Origin of the sequence: Dethiosulfovibrio peptidovorans DSM 11002 (assembly GCF_000172975.1) — a bacterium.
Lineage (GTDB): Bacteria > Synergistota > Synergistia > Synergistales > Dethiosulfovibrionaceae > Dethiosulfovibrio > Dethiosulfovibrio peptidovorans.
Map to the genome: position 1 here is coordinate 453,281 of NZ_ABTR02000001.1, position 16,783 is coordinate 470,063.

Below are 16,783 nucleotides of genomic sequence, written 5' to 3' on the forward strand. Positions count from 1 at the left end.
TCTAGGACATTATCTCTCGGTCCCCTATGATAGCATAGAGAAAGGGGAAGGCGACGGCCCTCCCCTTTTTATACAGCCGAGAACTGATTTAAAGCGAGATTCCGAGACGTGCCCAAGGAAGAAAATCTTCGGCCACTGGAACGCCCATGGATACGCCTACTCGATTGGAACCGTGGAAATCGGAACCGGCGGTGCAGTACAATTCAAGCTCGGAGGCCAACCTCATGTAGTTGAATATCTGCTCCGAATTATGATGTCTGGATATGCACTCGAGCCCCCACAGCCCCATTGCCTTCAGTTCCTTCAATATAGACCTCAGCTCTACCGGATCCTGGGAGGTCTGTATTGGATGGGCCAGGCAAGCCACTCCGCCAGCCCTTTTTATCAAGGAAATGCACATATCGGGAGAAAGCCTCTTTCTGGAAACGTAACCGGGCATCCCCCTTTTGAGATATCGTTGAAAACACTCGGAGATGGAAGACGCATAGCCCTTTTTTATCATTGCCTTAGCCACATGAGGCCTCGTTACAACGTTACCGTGAGTCTCGGAAAGGACATCGTCCAACGTAAGCTCCACTCCGACATCGCGAAGCCTGCCGATGATCTCCAGATTGCGCCTCTCCCTGTGATCCCTCAGGTCCTGCAATACCTCCACCAACTCGGGAAAAGCTAGGTCGAAACCATATCCCAATATGTGCATGGTAGTCGGATAATCAGCAGACAGCTCCACCCCGGAGAGCGATTTTACCCCCAGCCTACGACATTCCCTGGTAAAAACGGGGACCCCATCGACTGTATCGTGATCCGTAAGACTTACAACCGAAATGCCGGATCTATGTGCCAGTTTAGCCAGCTTATCAGGAGGGACCGTCCCATCCGAACAGCTGCTATGGGTATGAAGGTCGACGAGGATCATAAAAGCTATTCCCTACCTTCGTCCTCTACAAGTCCCTCAATCTGGAAAAGAGCGGGAAGATCCAGGAGAACTATCAGACGACCGTCCTCCATCTTTGCGACTCCCCTCATGAACTCCTGATCCACAGCGGAATCGAGATCGGAAACCTGCTCGATCTGAGACTCATAAATCGTGTTCACCTCTTTGACGTCGTCCACCAATATGCCGAACAAAACGTCCGAGTATTCGACCACTATTATCCTGGATTCGGAGGTCTCCTCGTTGGATCCTTCTCCGATGCGCATAGAGACATCCAAGACCGGCACGATGGTTCCTCTTAGGTTGATAACTCCCTTGATATGAGATGGGGCGTTGGGAACCCTGGTTATGGTGGGAGGAACCCTGACGATCTCCCTGATATCCTGGACGTCCAGACCGAAGTTCTCTTCGTTCAATCCAAAAACCAGGATTATCTTTTCCTCTCCTTTATTGATACCCTCTGCGTACATATCCGCTTCGTTGATTTTTTGCTTCTCCTGAGTTGGGCTCATTTAACAGGACCTCCTCTGACAACCTATGTAGATCCATATTACCATCTTTCCCTGTATAGCTGTAAACCCTCCAGAGTGACGATCTCTATATCGTCCTCGCTCACTATCGCAAAGCTTGCCGGATCCCTTCCTCTCGGAGCGCTAGCCGATCCGGGATTCAGGTATACTATGCCATCCTCCCTGACCAAAGAGGCAACGTGAGTATGTCCCGTCACCACCATCGAAGGTCGACACCTCCTGGAGAGATCTCTCAGCTCGGAAAATCGATGTCCGTGTCCCATAAGGATAAATCGATCCTTCCAAAACAGGGAGACATAAGGAGACGAAATCGGCCACGCCAGAAGATTCTGATCGCAATCCCTGTCGCAGTTTCCGCGAGAGATCATGACGGGAACCTGAGAAAGGCTCATTTCCTCCGCGAGATGGCGACTGGCCAAAGTCTCGGGATGGGTGAGGATATCGCCGCAATGCAACACCAACTCCACATTGCCCCAAAGAGAGGAGGCTTTCTGCCAGGAGTGAAGATCACCGTGGGTATCCGATATTATGCCTATCTTGGCCATCTGTATCCACCTCCTTATCCGCTTTATTTTAACGGAAGAAAGCCCATCTAGGAAGCGTGATAACGCGACCAGCCCCGACCATCGAAGGATGGTCGGGGCTGGTCGTAGAAAGGAGAAAAGACTCTTGGCAGCGACCTACTCTCCCACGAAGCGAATCGCAGTACCATCGGCGCTGGAGGGCTTAACTGCCGGGTTCGGCATGGGACCGGGTGTACCCCCTCCGCAAAAGCCACCAAGAATCTTTCCAAACTATATATAAGCTCCCTGACAAGGAACAAAGAAAACAAAAAGAGGTTAAGGCCTCGGCGTATTAGTACCGGTCAGCTCCACGCGTTGCCACGCTTCCACCTCCGGCCTATCTGCCCCGTCGTCTACGGGACGCCTTACCTGCTTACGCAGTGAGGTATCTCATCTTGGAGGCGGCTTCCCGCTTAGATGCCTTCAGCGGTTATCCGTTCCGCACATAGCTACCCAGCTTATGCATCTGGCGACACAACTGGTACACCAGCGGTGCGTCCACTCCGGTCCTCTCGTACTAGGAGCAGCTCTCCTCAAATACCTTACGCCCATGGTGGATAGGGACCGAACTGTCTCACGACGTTCTAAACCCAGCTCACGTACCGCTTTAATGGGCGAACAGACCAACCCTTGGGACCTGCTTCAGCCCCAGGATGCGACGAGCCGACATCGAGGTGCCAAACCTCCCCGTCGATGGGAACTCTCGGGGGAGATCAGCCTGTTATCCCCGGGGTAGCTTTTATCCGATGAGCGACGGCCCTTCCATTCGGTACCGCCGGATCACTAGGACCGACTTTCGTCTCTGTTCGACATGTCTGTCTCACAGTCAAGCCATCTTATACCCTTACGCTCTTCGGGCGTTTTCCATTCGCCCTGAGATGACCTTTGCGCGCCTCCGTTACTCTTTAGGAGGCGACCGCCCCAGTCAAACTGCCCACCTGACAATGTCCCGCTCTCCGATTCAGAAGCAGCGGTTAGAAACTTAACACAACAAGGGTGGTATCCCAACAACGCCTCCACGAATACTGACGTACTCGCTTCTCAGGCTCCCACCTATCCTGTACATGATGTGCCGAGTCCCAATGCCAGGCTACAGTAAAGCTCCACGGGGTCTTTCCGTCCCACCACGGGTAACCGGTGTCTTTACCGGTACCACAATTTCACTGGATCCATCGTCGAGACAGCGCCCAAATCGTTACGCCATTCGTGCAGGTCGGAACTTACCCGACAAGGAATTTCGCTACCTTAGGACCGTTATAGTTACGGCCGCCGTTTACTGGGGCTTCGGTTCAAAGCTTCGCCCGAAGACTAACCTCTCCCCTTAACCTTCCAGCACCGGGCAGGCGTCAGACCCTATACGTCGGCTTGCGCCTTCTGCAGAGTCCTGTGTTTTTAGTAAACAGTCGCTTGGGCCTGGTTTCTGCGACCACCCTCAGCTCCACCAGCATTAGCTTCACCAGGGTGGCACTCCTTCTCCCGAAGTTACGGAGTCAACTTGCAGAGTTCCTTAACGATGGTTATTCCACTCACCTTAGCCTTCTCAGCCAGACCACCTGTGTCGGTTTCGGGTACGGGCGTTCTCTTCCTCCCTAGTGGCTTTTCTCGGCAGCGTGGCGTCAATGTCTTCGCGCTCGTAAGCACTCCCCTTCAGGTCTCAGCATTATCAGGTAGGTGGATTTTCCTGCCTACCCTGCCTACTCCCTTGGACCGGCTCTTCCATCCGCCGGCTACACCTAGCCTCCTGCGTCACCACTTCGGTAATAACGTCCAAGAACGGGGCAGGAATGTCTACCTGCTGTCCATCGACTACGCTTCTCAGCCTCGCCTTAGGTCCCGCCTAACCCTGGGCGGATCAACCTTCCCCAGGAAACCTTGGTCTTCCGGTGAACAAGATTCTCACTTGTTTGTCGTTACTCATGCCTGCATTCTCACTTCCCATCGGTCCACCGCACTTTACAATACGGCTTCACTCCAATGGCAACGCTCCCCTACCGATGTATTTACATACATCCCGTGGCTTCGGTGTCATGCTTAGCCCCCTACATTTTCGGCGCAGAGATCCTCGACCAGTGAGCTATTACGCACTCTTTAAAGGATGGCTGCTTCTAAGCCAACCTCCTGGCTGTTTGGGCATCTCCACATCCTTGCCACACTTAGCATGTCTTTGGGACCTTAGCCGACGGTCTGGGCTGTTTCCCTTTCGACCACGGACCTTATCACCCGTAGTCTCACTCCCAGGCTTCACGTCTCGGTATTCGGAGTTTAGTTGAATTTGGTAGGACCCCAGTCCCCCGCATCCATCCAGTGCTCTACCCCCGAGACGAAATACCTGAGGCTGCACCTCAATGCATTTCGGGGAGAACCAGCTATTACCCAACTCGATTAGCTTTTCACTCCTAACCACAGCTCATCCAAATCTTTTTCAACAGATACTGGTTCGGTCCTCCATGAGGTTTCACCCTCACTTCAACCTGGCCATGGCTAGATCGTCGGGCTTCGGGTCTACTACGTGAAACTTGCGCCCTGTTAAGACTCGGTTTCCCTTCGGCTGCGGACCTTATAGCCCTTAACCTTGCTACACGCAGTATCTCGCAGGCTCATTTTTCAATAGGCACACCGTCACTTTCCATGCCTCGCGGCATTTCCAGCTCCGATTGCTTGTAGGCATACGGGTTCAGGTCTGTTTCACTCCCCGCCAGGGGTGCTTTTCACCTTTCCCTCTCGGTACTATTCGCTATCGGTCACCTGAAGTGTTTAGCCTTGGACGATGGTCCGCCCGGATTCAACCGGAATTCCTCGTGCTCCGGCCTACTCGGGAGATATGTCAACAGAGATTTCGCTTTCGACTACGGGACTTTCACCCTCTGCGGTCCGCTTTCCCAACACGGTTCGTCTAACGATTTCTTTTGTAACTGCTGTCGCAACCTGCAAGTCACGAGTACATATTCCCACAACCCCCCATAAGCAACGATTGCAGTCTTACACTTACCGGGTTTAGGCTGCTCCCCTTTCGCTCACCACTACTCAGGGTATCTCTCTCGATTTCTTTTCCTCCGGCTACTGAGATGTTTCACTTCGCCGGGTTCCTTCCCTTACGGGATGACCGAGGGTTGCTCGGCCGGGTTGCCCCATTCAGATATCCACGGATCAAAGGATGCTTGCTCCTACCCGTGGCTTTTCGCAGCTTGCCACGTCTTTCTTCGGCTTCAGGTGCCTAGGCATCCACCGTATGCCCTTATTACCTTAACCTCTCTTTGCTTTCTCTATTCCTTTGTCAAGGAACTAGCTAAAAATGGGGAAAGCAGATCTACTCCGCCTATGCTTGCCTTGGTTTTACAAGCTCCTTAGAAAGGAGGTGATCCAGCCGCACCTTCCGGTACGGCTACCTTGTTACGACTTCACCCTCCTTACCAGACACACCTTCGACGGATCCGCCCCCTAAGGGTTCGGCCTCCGGCTTCGGGTGCACCCAACTCGGATGGTGTGACGGGCGGTGTGTACAAGGCCCGGGAACGTATTCACCGCAACTTAGCTGATTTGCGATTACTAGCGATTCCAACTTCATGCAGTCGAGTTGCAGACTGCAATCCGAACTGGGACCGACTTTGTGGGATCCGCTCCAACTCGCGCCTTCGCTTCCCTCTGTATCGGCCATTGTAGCATGTGTGTTGCCCTGGACATAAGGGCCATGATGACTTGACGTCGTCCCCACCTTCCTCCGGCTTGTCGCCGGCAGTCTCGCCAGAGTGCTCGCCTTCAATCGTTAGCAACTGACAATAGGGGTTGCGCTCGTTGCGGGACTTAACCCAACATCTCACGACACGAGCTGACGACAGCCATGCAGCACCTGTCTAGGCTCCATATCCGAAAATATGGTCTATCACCTTTCAGGTCAATACCACCTAGATGTCAAGCCCAGGTAAGGTTCTTCGGTTTGCATCGAATTAAACCACGTGCTCCACCGCTTGTGCGGGCCCCCGTCAATTCCTTTGAGTTTCAACCTTGCGGCCGTACTCCCCAGGCGGAATGCTTATCGCGTTAACTGCGGCACGGATGGTTTGACCCACCCACACCTAGCATTCATCGTTTACTGCCAGGACTACCCGGGTATCTAATCCGGTTCGCTCCCCTGGCTTTCGCGCCTCAGCGTCAGGGTGTAGCCAGCAAGCCGCCTTCGCCACTGGTGTTCTTCCCGATATCTACGCATTTCACCGCTACACCGGGAATTCCGCTTGCCTCTCTACCCCTCCAGCAAGACAGTTTCGAGTGCACACACGGGTTGAGCCCGTGCCTTTTACACCCGACTTGCCTCGCAGCCTACGCGCCCTTTACGCCCAGTAATTCCGGACAACGCTCGCCCCCTACGTGTTACCGCGGCTGCTGGCACGTAGTTTGCCGGGGCTTCCTCGCAGGGTACCGTCACTTCCTTCTTCCCCTGCAACAGAGGTTTACAATCCGAAGACCGTCTTCCCTCACGCGGCGTCGCTGGGTCAGGCTTCCGCCCATTGCCCAATATTCCCCACTGCTGCCTCCCGTAGGAGTCTGGACCGTATCTCAGTTCCAATGTGGCCGGTCAACCTCTCAGTCCGGCTACCCGTCTTCGGCTTGGTAGGCCTTTACCCCACCAACTACCTGATAGGACGCGAGACCCTCCATCAGCGGATTACTCCTTTTCACCCTTGGGCTTATGGGGTTTTAATCCCGGTTTCCCGGGGCTATCCCCCTCTGATGGACAGGTCCTCACGCTTTACTCACCCGTCCGCGACTCAGTATATGTACCGTCCAGCCGAAGCTTTCAAGTACATACCTTCGTCCCACTTGCATGTGTTAAGCACGCCGCCAGCGTTCGTCCTGAGCCAGGATCAAACTCTCCATAAAATTCACTTGGCTTCGCTTTTCTCTTTCCCCATTTTCGGCTGTCAATGTTCGTGCGCCCTCCGTTACGGCTGCCTTGCAAGGCGGCCGGCTCAGCGGCGCAGAAGGAATAATACACTACTACACTCCTATACGTCAACCACCAATTTTAAGTTTCATTCTTCCGATTTCTCTCGCCTGCCGTCGGGGGATTCTATCTCGGGTATTACCGCGACCTCCCGGCTCTGTACTTTGAGCCATCTGTTCGAGGCCAGCATGAACAGACCAACCATGGCGAAGGCCACCGGAAGGCCTGTGCCGTCCGCCACCCATCCGAACAGAGGAGCGGCGATCACCGCCAGTAAAGAACGAAGCTGGCTGTCCACCGACATTACGGTGGCTCTAACGTCTCGATCCATAAGGTCGCCGCAGAGATCGACGAAGATAGGTCGCCTGGCGTCCTTCATGACGTAAAGGAGAAAGAACACCGCCGCCACTGTCAGGGGAGATCCCCAAAGAGAGACCCCTGCCAGAAGAAGGGCCGCCATCCCCATAACGTCGAAGGACGCGTTCATAAGCCAGGCGGAGGAGATCCTTCGCCTGAGCCTCCATATCGAAGCGGACGCGGCGGAGCCGGCCAGATGAAATATACAGTAGGTCAAGCCAAGCAACACGGTTAGGGCCCTATCACCGTCTCCGGCCAGGGTCCCCACCAGCACCAAGGCCAGTATCGGCTGAACGTAGTCCTTGATTATCTTGAACAGGCCATCGTATATGGACGAGCTCAACAACGCCCTCATAAGCCTTCTATCCCTCATAACAGATCGAAGCGAACGGAAGCCGAAGGACAAAAAACCCCTCTCGGATTTTTCCTCCGATAGGGTCTCGTCCCTGTCCAGCCAATCGGGATAGCTCCAGATCAAAGCGAGATCCCCTATATAGGGAAGCATGGCGACTATGAAGAGCCATCTATAGGCTGGCAATCCCAGGGCCAGAGGCACGGCTATCAGAGCAGATAGGGCCGAACCCAGCAGCGACCAGGCCCTGGTCCTGCCGTATAGAAAAGTCTTCTCGTCCGCCACGCCGTGGTGGTCCAGATAGGTATAGATCATGGCCTTGTGGGTTCCGGAACGGAAGGCCTCACCAAGGCCGAAAAAGGCTACAGCCCCGGCGAAGATCGGCAGAGATCGGCCGATGAAAAACAGAGCGAAGGATATCAGATAAAAAACAAAACAGAGAAGGAGCTCCTTTTTCCTCCCCCAATGATCGGCCAGGACCCCCGACGGTATCTCGAAAACGTATATGACCGCCTCTCTCAGGGAGAACAAAAGCCCTATCTGAAAGAGAGACAATCCTGCGCCTATGAGATATAGGAGCATATAGGGCTCGAAAAAACGCAGGTTTTTGAGAAAACCGTACATCCTGAACTTCCACACCAACGGATCTCGCAACATCTTTTTTCTGTCCAAGAGAGCACCTCCTGCCATGACTGGACATTCCTCTGAGGACAATCCTATCCACAAAATAGTCTCAGGGCAAACAAAAAAAGAGAGGCCATTAAGCCTCTCCTAGTCGAAAAAAGATCGCAGTATATTTTTACGGAACTTATGCGGCCAGGAAACGATAGGATCACGACATAGGACGTTGCGAAAATCCCAGGCTTCGGTATAATTCAATGGAATAAAAACTACTCCGATAAGTAGACGGAGAAGCAAAGGAGAGTTTCCATGATAATAGACACCCACCTGCACACCATCGAGGGATCGCCGGACAGCTTTTTACCTCTCGAGAGAGCGGTCAGCCGAGCAAAGGAACTTTCCATGGACGGAATCTGCATAACCGATCACGACACACTCAAACTGGCCCCTATGGCCGAAGAACTGTCCGATAGATACGACTTTCTCATATTGGTGGGAGCGGAGATACTTACCTACGAGGGAGACCTGCTCGTATATGGTCTGGACCGGCTCCCGAAGAATAAAATGCACGCCCCGGACCTGGCCGAACTGGTCTCCTCGGTCGGAGGAGCCAGCGCGGCGGCCCACCCCTTCAGGGACAACGGCAGAGGGATGGGAGAGGTGATGAGACTCTGCCCCCACATGCACGGGGTGGAGACCTTCAACGGCAGCACCAAGCCCCACCACAACGAGATGGCGCTCGAAACCGCCCTAGAGATAAGCAGCTCGATGCTGGGCGGCAGCGATTCCCACTGGGAAGACCGCATAGGCCTTTTCGCCACCCAGTTCCATCGGCCTGTACGGTCAATGACAGATCTGGTTAACGCAGTGAGGGAAGGCGCCACATCTCCGGTCCGTTACGACGAAGAAGCCTCCTCCTGGATCCATCCCGAGGCCTATCTACGATCCGTCGCGTTCCCGGTGGAACAGCCGACCCTCTGAAGCAAACCAACATCCACTTTTTCGGTCCTTTCCTTCAGCTCCAACAGGGCTTTCTGAAAGGGCCACAGATCTACCTTGACGTCGGCACGATCCATAAGATCCAGAATGCCTGACATATCCTCAAGCACTACGTCGGTCTCCACCGAGTTCCACTCCAGCTCCATAGCCAGAAAGACCGTCCTCGACCTGATCGTTTTCTCCAGCCGCTCCCTGTCCAACTGGACACCCCACCGACGAGACCTTCCAAGCAAGTCAAGCAAATCCCCGTAGGAAGGCCTCTTCATGGACAACTCGCGGTTCAACCGATAATCTACAAAGATCTTGGCGGCGGAACGAAGGGGAATGGACTCTCCTCCGTCCAGCAAAAGGAGGTTCTCGTCCCTAAGGACCACATCCTTCACCGCCAGAGCAAGAGTTTCCTCGCAGCGACTCTTTATCTCATCGGTCACCCTGTCCCGGCTATCCCGGAACAGGTGACGCAACGAGTAGAGCCTGTGGCCGAAGATGCTCCCCAAAACGGATCGATCGTCACAGTTCGAGGCGAACCTCACACGTTCCATCAGAACCTCGGGGTCGGCTCCCTCCGTTATGGGCAAAGCTCCGCACAGGATCCTGCGTCCTCCCCACCAAACCGCCAGGGTAAGCAGCTCCATGGACCTGCCGGTCAATTCGGATCGAACGGTCAGCTGGCCGAAAAACCGTTCCTCCCCGTCGGATGAACATCTGCACACCGTTCCGTCCTTCACCGAGATCAAGGGGAACTCGGTCTCTCCGGGATCAAGGTCGAAAAGCCGGTAAAGAGCGACGTGAGCACCGACTCTCGGCAGATCCATTGAGGCGGGCTCCACGAAAAAGGAGAATATCCTGCTGCCGTTTCCCAGCTCAGGGACGTTGCTAGGGGCCTTTTCCAAGGCCTCCAGGAAAGGCTTGCGAAGTCCTGATTTTCCTAATCTCTCGGTCAGAGCCAACACTTTGGAGGCGTACCGCAACACCTGGATCGCCTCTATCCGACAGATATCGTCGAAAAACCAGCCACAGCTGGAGAACATCAACATGGAACAACGCTCCATCTCAAGAAGGGACAGCCCCAGAGACTCCTCCTCGGAAGACAGCTCCCTGCCCGCCTCATCTACAAGAAAGGCTATCCTGTCCAAGGGAGATAGCTTCGAATACAGCCTTTCCGATCTATCCCGAACCGCCCAGGGATCGGAGAAAAGAGACGCCCCTTTTTCCTGGAACAGCTCGTCTACCTCCCTCTGTAGGCTTTCCAGAGCACCCCTCATAGGTGCCCTCCAACGCTGGTGCCACTGAGGGTGTCCGCCGTCGGAACAGCCGCAGTCGGAACGCCAACGCTCCACCCCGTGGACGCAGCTCCACGAAGACCTTTCGACTATCTCGACCTCGCTTTCCGGAGGACATATCTCCAAAAAACGACCGTACACCGTCAAATCCAAGTCGGGAAGACGATCCAGCTCGTCCAGACAGGCGGCCAGAGCCATCTCGCCGAAGCGATGATGATGACCGAAGGTCTCTCCGTCCACGGCGACATGCTCAAGGGCAGGACCGTTCCGATCGGGACAACGATCCGACAACCTTCGAGCCAACCTTCGACCGTCCTCCAGGGCGGCACCGAAAGCCATCTCCCGGGCTAGCTCTCCGTCGTAGAAAAACAGAGAGATCTTCGCGCCACTCGGTAGCATGCATATGTAGGGTTTCGAGATATCTATAGGTCCATCCGAAGCCGAACGCAAGGCTTGATGGGGTGCCAACAGGGCGAATTTAATCCCCTCACCTGCCAAAACCTCGAGAGACTCCGTATCCACCGCCGCCTCGGGAAGCCACATACCCTCGGGACGCCGACGGAAACGACGGACGAAATCGGATATCCCCCACATTACCTGGGTACGTCTGTCCCTTTCGGAGGCTAGGGGAAGGATCGCGTGACCGTAGACCTGGGTGATGGCAGGGCCGTGCCCCTCGAACCTCTCGACACCGATGCGATCCGCCTCCAATATGGAACGGTATATCCAAGGACGACGGTCCTCGAGCCAACCGAGCAGTGTGGGGCCGACGTTGAAACTCATGGAACCGTAGCAGTTCCTGGTAGCGAATATTCGCCCCTCTTCGTCCAACAACCTGGCGGCCCCGCAGGGACCGTAACACTGATCTGCGATCCTCTCGTTCCAGTCGTGCCAGGGAGAGGCCGTCTCCTGACGCTCCACCACTCCGGTCCATGGATTTTCCCTCGGCGGCTGATAGAAATGTCCATGTATGCAGACGTAACGGCTCACAGCTACCTCCTCCCGTCGGACAAACTCGTCTCCGGCGCCAGTATGACCGCCCCGAGCGGTGGCAGGACCATCTCCACAGAGAAGCTCATACCGTGACAAGCGACCTCATCTGCCGATACCCCGCCCATATTTCCGACGCCGCTTCCTCCGTAATCGTTCGAATCGGTGTTACACAACTCCAGCCACCGGCCTCCTGACGGCAACCCTATCCTGTAGCCCGTCCTGGGGATGGGCGTGCAGTTGAAAACCCCTACCACCGGTCTTGGACCAGATGGTCTCATCATGGCAAAAACGCTCTGCCCCCTATCGGAACAGTCTATCCATCTGAAACCGTCGGGGTCGAAATCCCTGCTAAGCGCCTCCTCCTCTCGGTAGAGACGGTTGAGATCCGACACCAGACGAAGAATTCCCCTGTGACTCGGATCGTCCAGAAGGGCCCAGTCCAGCTCCACCTCGTGGTCCCATTCACGCCACTGACCTATCTCGCAGCCCATGAAAAGCAGCTTCTTTCCCGGATGAACGAACATCAGGGCTAGCAGAAGCCTGAGATTGGCCTTCTTCCTCCATTGGTCTCCGGGCATCTTGGACAGAAGCGATCTTTTTCCGTAGACCACCTCATCGTGGGATACAGGGAGGACGAATCTCTCGGAAAAAGCGTACCAGAGACCGAAAGTTATCTCCTCATGATGCCAGGGTCTATGGATCGGATCTCGAGAAAAGTAAGACAGAGTGTCGTGCATCCACCCCATATCCCACTTCATGGAAAACCCCAGGCCGCCCAGATGGGCGGGACCGGTCACCCTGGGCCAGTCGGTGGACTCCTCCGCTACCGTGACAACGTCGGGGAAGCTCCTGGATATCTCGGAGTTCAGCTCCCGGAGAAATGATACCGCCTCAAGATTCTCCCTTCCTCCATACCGATTGGGCTCCCACTCCCCTCTCTCCCTACAGTAGTCCAGATAGAGCATGGATGCCACTCCGTCAACCCTCAGCCCGTCGGCGTGGTACATATCCAGCCAAAACACGGCGCTGCTTATCAGAAACGAACGGACCTCGTGTCTTCCGTAGTCGAAAATGCAGCTCGTCCACTGAGGATGATATCCCCTCCTGGAATCGGGATGCTCGTACAGAGCGGTTCCGTCGAAACGGGCCAGACCGTGAGCGTCGGAGGGGAAATGAGAGGGAACCCAGTCCAAAATGACGGCGATCCCTCTGCTGTGGAGGTAATCGACGAGATACATGAGATCCTCAGGAGAACCGTATCTCCCGGAGGGAGCGAAATAGCCCAACACCTGGTATCCCCAGGAACCGTAGAAAGGATGTTCCATAACCGGAAGAAACTCCACCGCGGTAAACCCGGCCTGGACGACATGATCGGCCAACAGGGGAGCGATCTCTCTGTAGGACAGAAAGGATCCGTCCCGCCTCTTCCACGACCCCAGGTGGATCTCGTAGACCGACCAAGGGCCGTCCAGGGGAAGCCGCTTTCCTCTGCTCTCCATCCATTCCCGATCGGTCCACTCGTGATCGACGTTCCACACCATGGAGGCGCTCCTGGGGGGAGTCTCCCAACGACGGGCCATAGGATCCCCTTTCTGGAGCCACTCGCCGGAGTCGGTCTTTATGCCGTATTTATACAGATCCCCGATGGAGATCCCCGAGACGGTCCCCTCCCAGATACCGCTGCCGTCCTCCCTGAGATTGAGAGGGGCGATACCGGGAGTCCAGCCGTTGGAATCGCACAGAACCGAGACCTCCCGAGCGTTCGGCGCCCAGAGAGCAAAGCAGGTGCCGTCCTCCTCAGGGAAAGAACCGAGACGTTCGTAAAGACGGTAGTGCCGTCCCTGTCGAAAGAGAAAAACGTCGTAATCGCTTAACCGTGAATCGGCCATGATGGATTGAGCCTCCTTTCACTTCTATCTTCGATTATATATAGACCTTTCGTCATAGTACAATGAATAAAGATGAGGAGGTGTTTTTCCATGAGACGATCGGCGTTACTTCTTCACATATCGTCCCTGCCGTCGCCCTGGGGCGTGGGAGACATGGGACCGGAGGCCCACAGACTGGTGCGGTCCCTCGTCCGGCAGGGGCTCGACTGGCAGACCCTACCTATGAACGAGACATCGGCGGTTTTCGGACATTCGCCCTACAGCCCCATATCAGCCTTTGCGGGCAACCGGCTATTCATAAGCCCTGAACTCATGGCCGAGGACGGATGGATAGATGAAAGCGACCTACCCCCGAAACTTCCGATCGGACCGGCGAACTTCGAGGAAGCCCTGAAGATAAGGGAGGTGCTCCTCGAGAAAGCCTGGCAAAAAAACAGGGAGGACATGGGATTCTCTCTGTTCAAGGAATCCGAACGGCACTGGCTGGAGGATTATTGCCTCTTTCGATCTCTGAAAAGACGTTTTTCCATGGAGCCATGGCATCGCTGGCCCGAGCCCTACCGAATCAGGGACGAATCGGCAATGACCGAGATATCGGAAGAGCTGAACGACGAGATGGATCTTTTGGCCTTCGGCCAATACATCTTCTTCCGCCAACAGAGAACCCTTCACAGACTCTGTGCCGACGAGGGGCTGGAACTGATAGGTGACATGCCCATATACGTGATCCACGACAGCCCGGACGTATGGGCTCATCCGAAGCTGTTCCAGCTGGACAAAGACCTCCGTCCGTCCGCCGTGGCGGGAGTTCCTCCGGACTACTACAGCGAAGACGGACAGCTATGGGGTAACCCCCTGTACGACTGGGACCGACACCTTCTGGACGAATTCGGATGGTGGATGAGTCGGCTAAAACACGCCCTAGAGCTTTACGACAAAATTCGAATAGACCACTTCAGAGGATTGGTGGGCTACTGGTCCGTCCCGGCAGACGAGACTACCGCAAAAAAGGGGAACTGGGTGGAGACACCGTCGGAAAGCTTCTTCGAAACCCTGAGGACAAACTTTCCCACCATGCCCTTCCTGGCAGAGGATCTGGGAGTTATAACCCCCGACGTGAAGGAGACCATGGAATATCTGGATATCCCTGGAATGGCGGTGCTGCAGTTCGCCTTCGACGGAGACACAGGCTCCTCTCCCTACACTCCACACAACCACGTACCGTCCATGGCGGTATACACCGGAACCCACGACAACGACACCACCGCCGGGTGGTTCTCTAAATTGGAAGAGGACAGTCTGAACAGACTGGAATCCTATATAGGCAGAAAACTTGACGAAAAATCCGCCCTGGAGGCCCTGATAAGGATGGCCCTGGGATCGGTAGCGGAACTGGCTGTCGTTCCTGCCCAGGACCTATTGGAACTCGGCACGGAGGCCAGGATGAACCGCCCGTCCCGGAAGGACGGCAACTGGCGGTGGAGGCTGGATGAAGAGGGAATACCGGAACCCAGACTGGACCGCCTGGGACATCTGTTAGAAATATACGGGAGAAAGAAAGAGAGGGAATGATCCGGATGCTTATGCAGGCTCACAGACAAAGCGAACTTAGCAACTCCCTTAGGATGCTTCTCGAGCAGGAGGCTTCTTTCCGAAAGGTGGCCTACTGCTCCATGGAGGTCGCCATAAAACCCTCTATACCGACCTACTCCGGCGGCCTGGGAGTGCTGGCGGGAGACATACTCAAAAGCGCCGCCGACATGGGAGTTCCCATGGTGGGGATAACCATGCTCTACAGAAACGGCTACTTCCGCCAGAGCTTCGACGAAAAAGGGTGGCAGAAGGAATCGCCGGTTATATGGAACCCGTCCACGGAACTGATACCGCTACCGAACACCGTTACGGTAAAGTTGCGGGGAAGAGATATAAAGATAAGGGCCTGGGTGTATGACATACACGGACTCTCGGGATACACCGTCCCGGTCTACTTCCTGGACACGGACGTAGAGGGCAACCACGCCGACGACCGCCGTCTGTCCTGGGACCTCTACGGCGGAGACCAGACATATCGGCTCTGCCAGGAGATGATACTCGGAGTCGGAGGACTGAGAATGCTCCGAGACCTGGGCTACTCCGGCATAGAGACCTATCACCTGAACGAGGGTCATGCCGGATTTCTGACACTGGAGCTTATGAGAGAACAGGGCTACTTCGACCCGGACAAGATAAAGAAACAGGTCATATTCACCACCCACACCCCCGTCCCGGCGGGACACGACGTATTCCCCTTCGGACTGATCGAGAGGACCCTGCCCCAGAACTTCGTGGCTACCCTTAAACAGATGCTCCCGGCGTCTCAGGGAGTATCCATGACCGAGCTGGGCTACACCTTCAGTCGATACGTAAACGCCGTCTCGAAAAGACACGCAGAGGTCTCGAGAAAAATGTTCGACTCAGGAAACGTGGACTCGATAACCAACGGGGTCCACCCCGGAACCTGGGTGAGCCCCAGCATGAAGAGACTCTTCGACTCCCACATCCCGGGATGGGAAAACGACCCGGGCAGATTGGTCCAGGCCCTGAACCTTCCGAGCGACATACTCTGGAGAACCCACCAGGCGGACAAGACAAGGCTCATAGCCACCATATTGGAGATAACCGGACGGTCCCTGGACCCTGACGTGCTGACCATAGGGTTCGCCAGACGGGCAGCACAGTACAAACGGGCGGACCTGATTTTCTCCGACGTACAGAGACTGCTCGAGGCGACCTCTGGGAAGCTTCAGATAGTCTTTTCCGGCAAAGCCCATCCTAAAGACGACGGAGGGAAGGCTCTGCTTCAAAGAATACAGAATATCATCCACGACATAGACGGAGCCCTGAGCGTGGTATTTCTGGAAAACTACAACATGGAGCTTGCCTCCCATCTGGTGCAGGGAGTGGACCTCTGGCTCAACAACCCCACCAGACCTCACGAGGCATCCGGCACCAGCGGCATGAAATGCGCTCTCAACGGCATAATGAGCCTGTCCGTTCTGGACGGCTGGTGGATAGAGGGCAGGGTAGAAGGAGCCACCGGATGGTCCATAGGCCCTGAGCCCAGCGAATCGGACCTTCTCGGATACGACGGGAACCTGGACGCGGTGGACCTGTACAAAAAACTCGAGCAAGAGGTAATACCGACCTACTACGATGACAGAGAGGGTTGGATAAGCATGATGCGCCGGGCCATAGCCCTTAACGGAAGCTACTTCAACACCCACAGGGTAGTAAAAGAATACTGCGAAAAGGCCTACGAGATAAACTTCAGGGGAATGTAG

At 55.2% G+C, this 16,783-nt stretch carries 9 protein-coding genes and 3 rRNA genes; 3 read left to right on the plus strand and 9 right to left on the minus strand.

Features of this window, described 5'->3' with window-relative positions; translation table 11 throughout:
* Positions 1-88 precede the first annotated feature (88 nt).
* The 7 genes from DPEP_RS02410 to DPEP_RS02440 form a co-directional block, all read right to left on the minus strand.
* Entirely contained in the window at positions 89-916 is an 828-nt protein-coding gene (locus tag DPEP_RS02410) for a PHP domain-containing protein (protein WP_005659253.1), read from the minus strand.
* 5 nt (positions 917-921) lie between these two features.
* Positions 922-1,446, minus strand: a complete 525-nt coding sequence (locus DPEP_RS02415) for a chemotaxis protein CheW (RefSeq protein ID WP_005659255.1) — start codon at positions 1,444-1,446, stop codon at positions 922-924.
* 38 nt (positions 1,447-1,484) lie between these two features.
* A complete protein-coding gene (gene yfcE, locus DPEP_RS02420) occupies positions 1,485-2,009 on the minus strand; it encodes a phosphodiesterase (protein ID WP_005659258.1) in 525 nt (174 codons plus the stop codon).
* Positions 2,010-2,131: 122 nt separating this feature from the next.
* Positions 2,132-2,246, minus strand: a 5S ribosomal RNA gene (gene rrf, locus DPEP_RS02425).
* Positions 2,247-2,299: 53 nt separating this feature from the next.
* Positions 2,300-5,276: ribosomal RNA gene (locus DPEP_RS02430) — 23S ribosomal RNA — on the minus strand.
* A 99-nt stretch (positions 5,277-5,375) separates the two neighbouring features.
* Positions 5,376-6,905: ribosomal RNA gene (locus DPEP_RS02435) — 16S ribosomal RNA — on the minus strand.
* The 16S, 23S and 5S rRNA genes sit together here, the layout of an rRNA operon.
* Positions 6,906-7,057: 152 nt before the next feature.
* A complete protein-coding gene (locus tag DPEP_RS02440) occupies positions 7,058-8,350 on the minus strand; it encodes an MFS transporter (RefSeq protein WP_005659261.1) in 1,293 nt (430 codons plus the stop codon).
* 258 nt (positions 8,351-8,608) lie between these two features.
* Between DPEP_RS02440 and DPEP_RS02445 the strand changes: the two genes are divergently transcribed.
* The gene (locus DPEP_RS02445) at positions 8,609-9,280 is read left to right on the plus strand and encodes a PHP-associated domain-containing protein (RefSeq protein WP_005659264.1); all 672 of its coding nucleotides are present in this window, start codon (positions 8,609-8,611) and stop codon (positions 9,278-9,280) included.
* On the opposite strand, the gene DPEP_RS02450 is transcribed toward DPEP_RS02445, so the two are convergent.
* Together DPEP_RS02450 and glgB are read right to left on the minus strand one after the other, a co-directional pair.
* Positions 9,235-11,571: a DUF3536 domain-containing protein gene (locus DPEP_RS02450; RefSeq protein ID WP_005659266.1), complete on the minus strand. Its 2,337-nt coding sequence runs from the start codon at positions 11,569-11,571 to the stop codon at positions 9,235-9,237. The two genes, DPEP_RS02445 and DPEP_RS02450, sit on opposite strands and share 46 nt — an antisense overlap.
* Positions 11,572-11,573: 2 nt before the next feature.
* Complete coding sequence (gene glgB / locus DPEP_RS02455; RefSeq protein ID WP_005659268.1) at positions 11,574-13,463, minus strand: 1,4-alpha-glucan branching protein GlgB; 1,890 nt, start codon at positions 13,461-13,463, stop codon at positions 11,574-11,576.
* 90 nt (positions 13,464-13,553) lie between these two features.
* Between glgB and malQ the strand changes: the two genes are divergently transcribed.
* Positions 13,554-15,035, plus strand: coding sequence for a 4-alpha-glucanotransferase (gene malQ, locus DPEP_RS02460; RefSeq protein WP_005659270.1), 1,482 nt, complete (start codon positions 13,554-13,556; stop codon positions 15,033-15,035).
* Complete coding sequence (glgP, locus tag DPEP_RS02465; RefSeq protein WP_005659271.1) at positions 15,032-16,783, plus strand: alpha-glucan family phosphorylase; 1,752 nt, start codon at positions 15,032-15,034, stop codon at positions 16,781-16,783. Before malQ ends, glgP begins: the two co-directional genes overlap by 4 nt.

What these genes read in the sequence shown, in the direction of transcription:
- glgP (WP_005659271.1), top strand. Translation starts at nt 15,032, where the DNA reads ATGATCCGGATGCTTATGCAGGCTCACAGACAAAGCGAACTTAGCAAC.
- malQ (WP_005659270.1), top strand. Translation starts at nt 13,554, where the DNA reads ATGAGACGATCGGCGTTACTTCTTCACATATCGTCCCTGCCGTCGCCC.
- glgB (WP_005659268.1), bottom strand. Translation starts at nt 13,463, where the DNA reads ATGGCCGATTCACGGTTAAGCGATTACGACGTTTTTCTCTTTCGACAG.
- DPEP_RS02410 (WP_005659253.1), bottom strand. Translation starts at nt 916, where the DNA reads ATGATCCTCGTCGACCTTCATACCCATAGCAGCTGTTCGGATGGGACG.
- DPEP_RS02415 (WP_005659255.1), bottom strand. Translation starts at nt 1,446, where the DNA reads ATGAGCCCAACTCAGGAGAAGCAAAAAATCAACGAAGCGGATATGTAC.
- yfcE (WP_005659258.1), bottom strand. Translation starts at nt 2,009, where the DNA reads ATGGCCAAGATAGGCATAATATCGGATACCCACGGTGATCTTCACTCC.
- DPEP_RS02445 (WP_005659264.1), top strand. Translation starts at nt 8,609, where the DNA reads ATGATAATAGACACCCACCTGCACACCATCGAGGGATCGCCGGACAGC.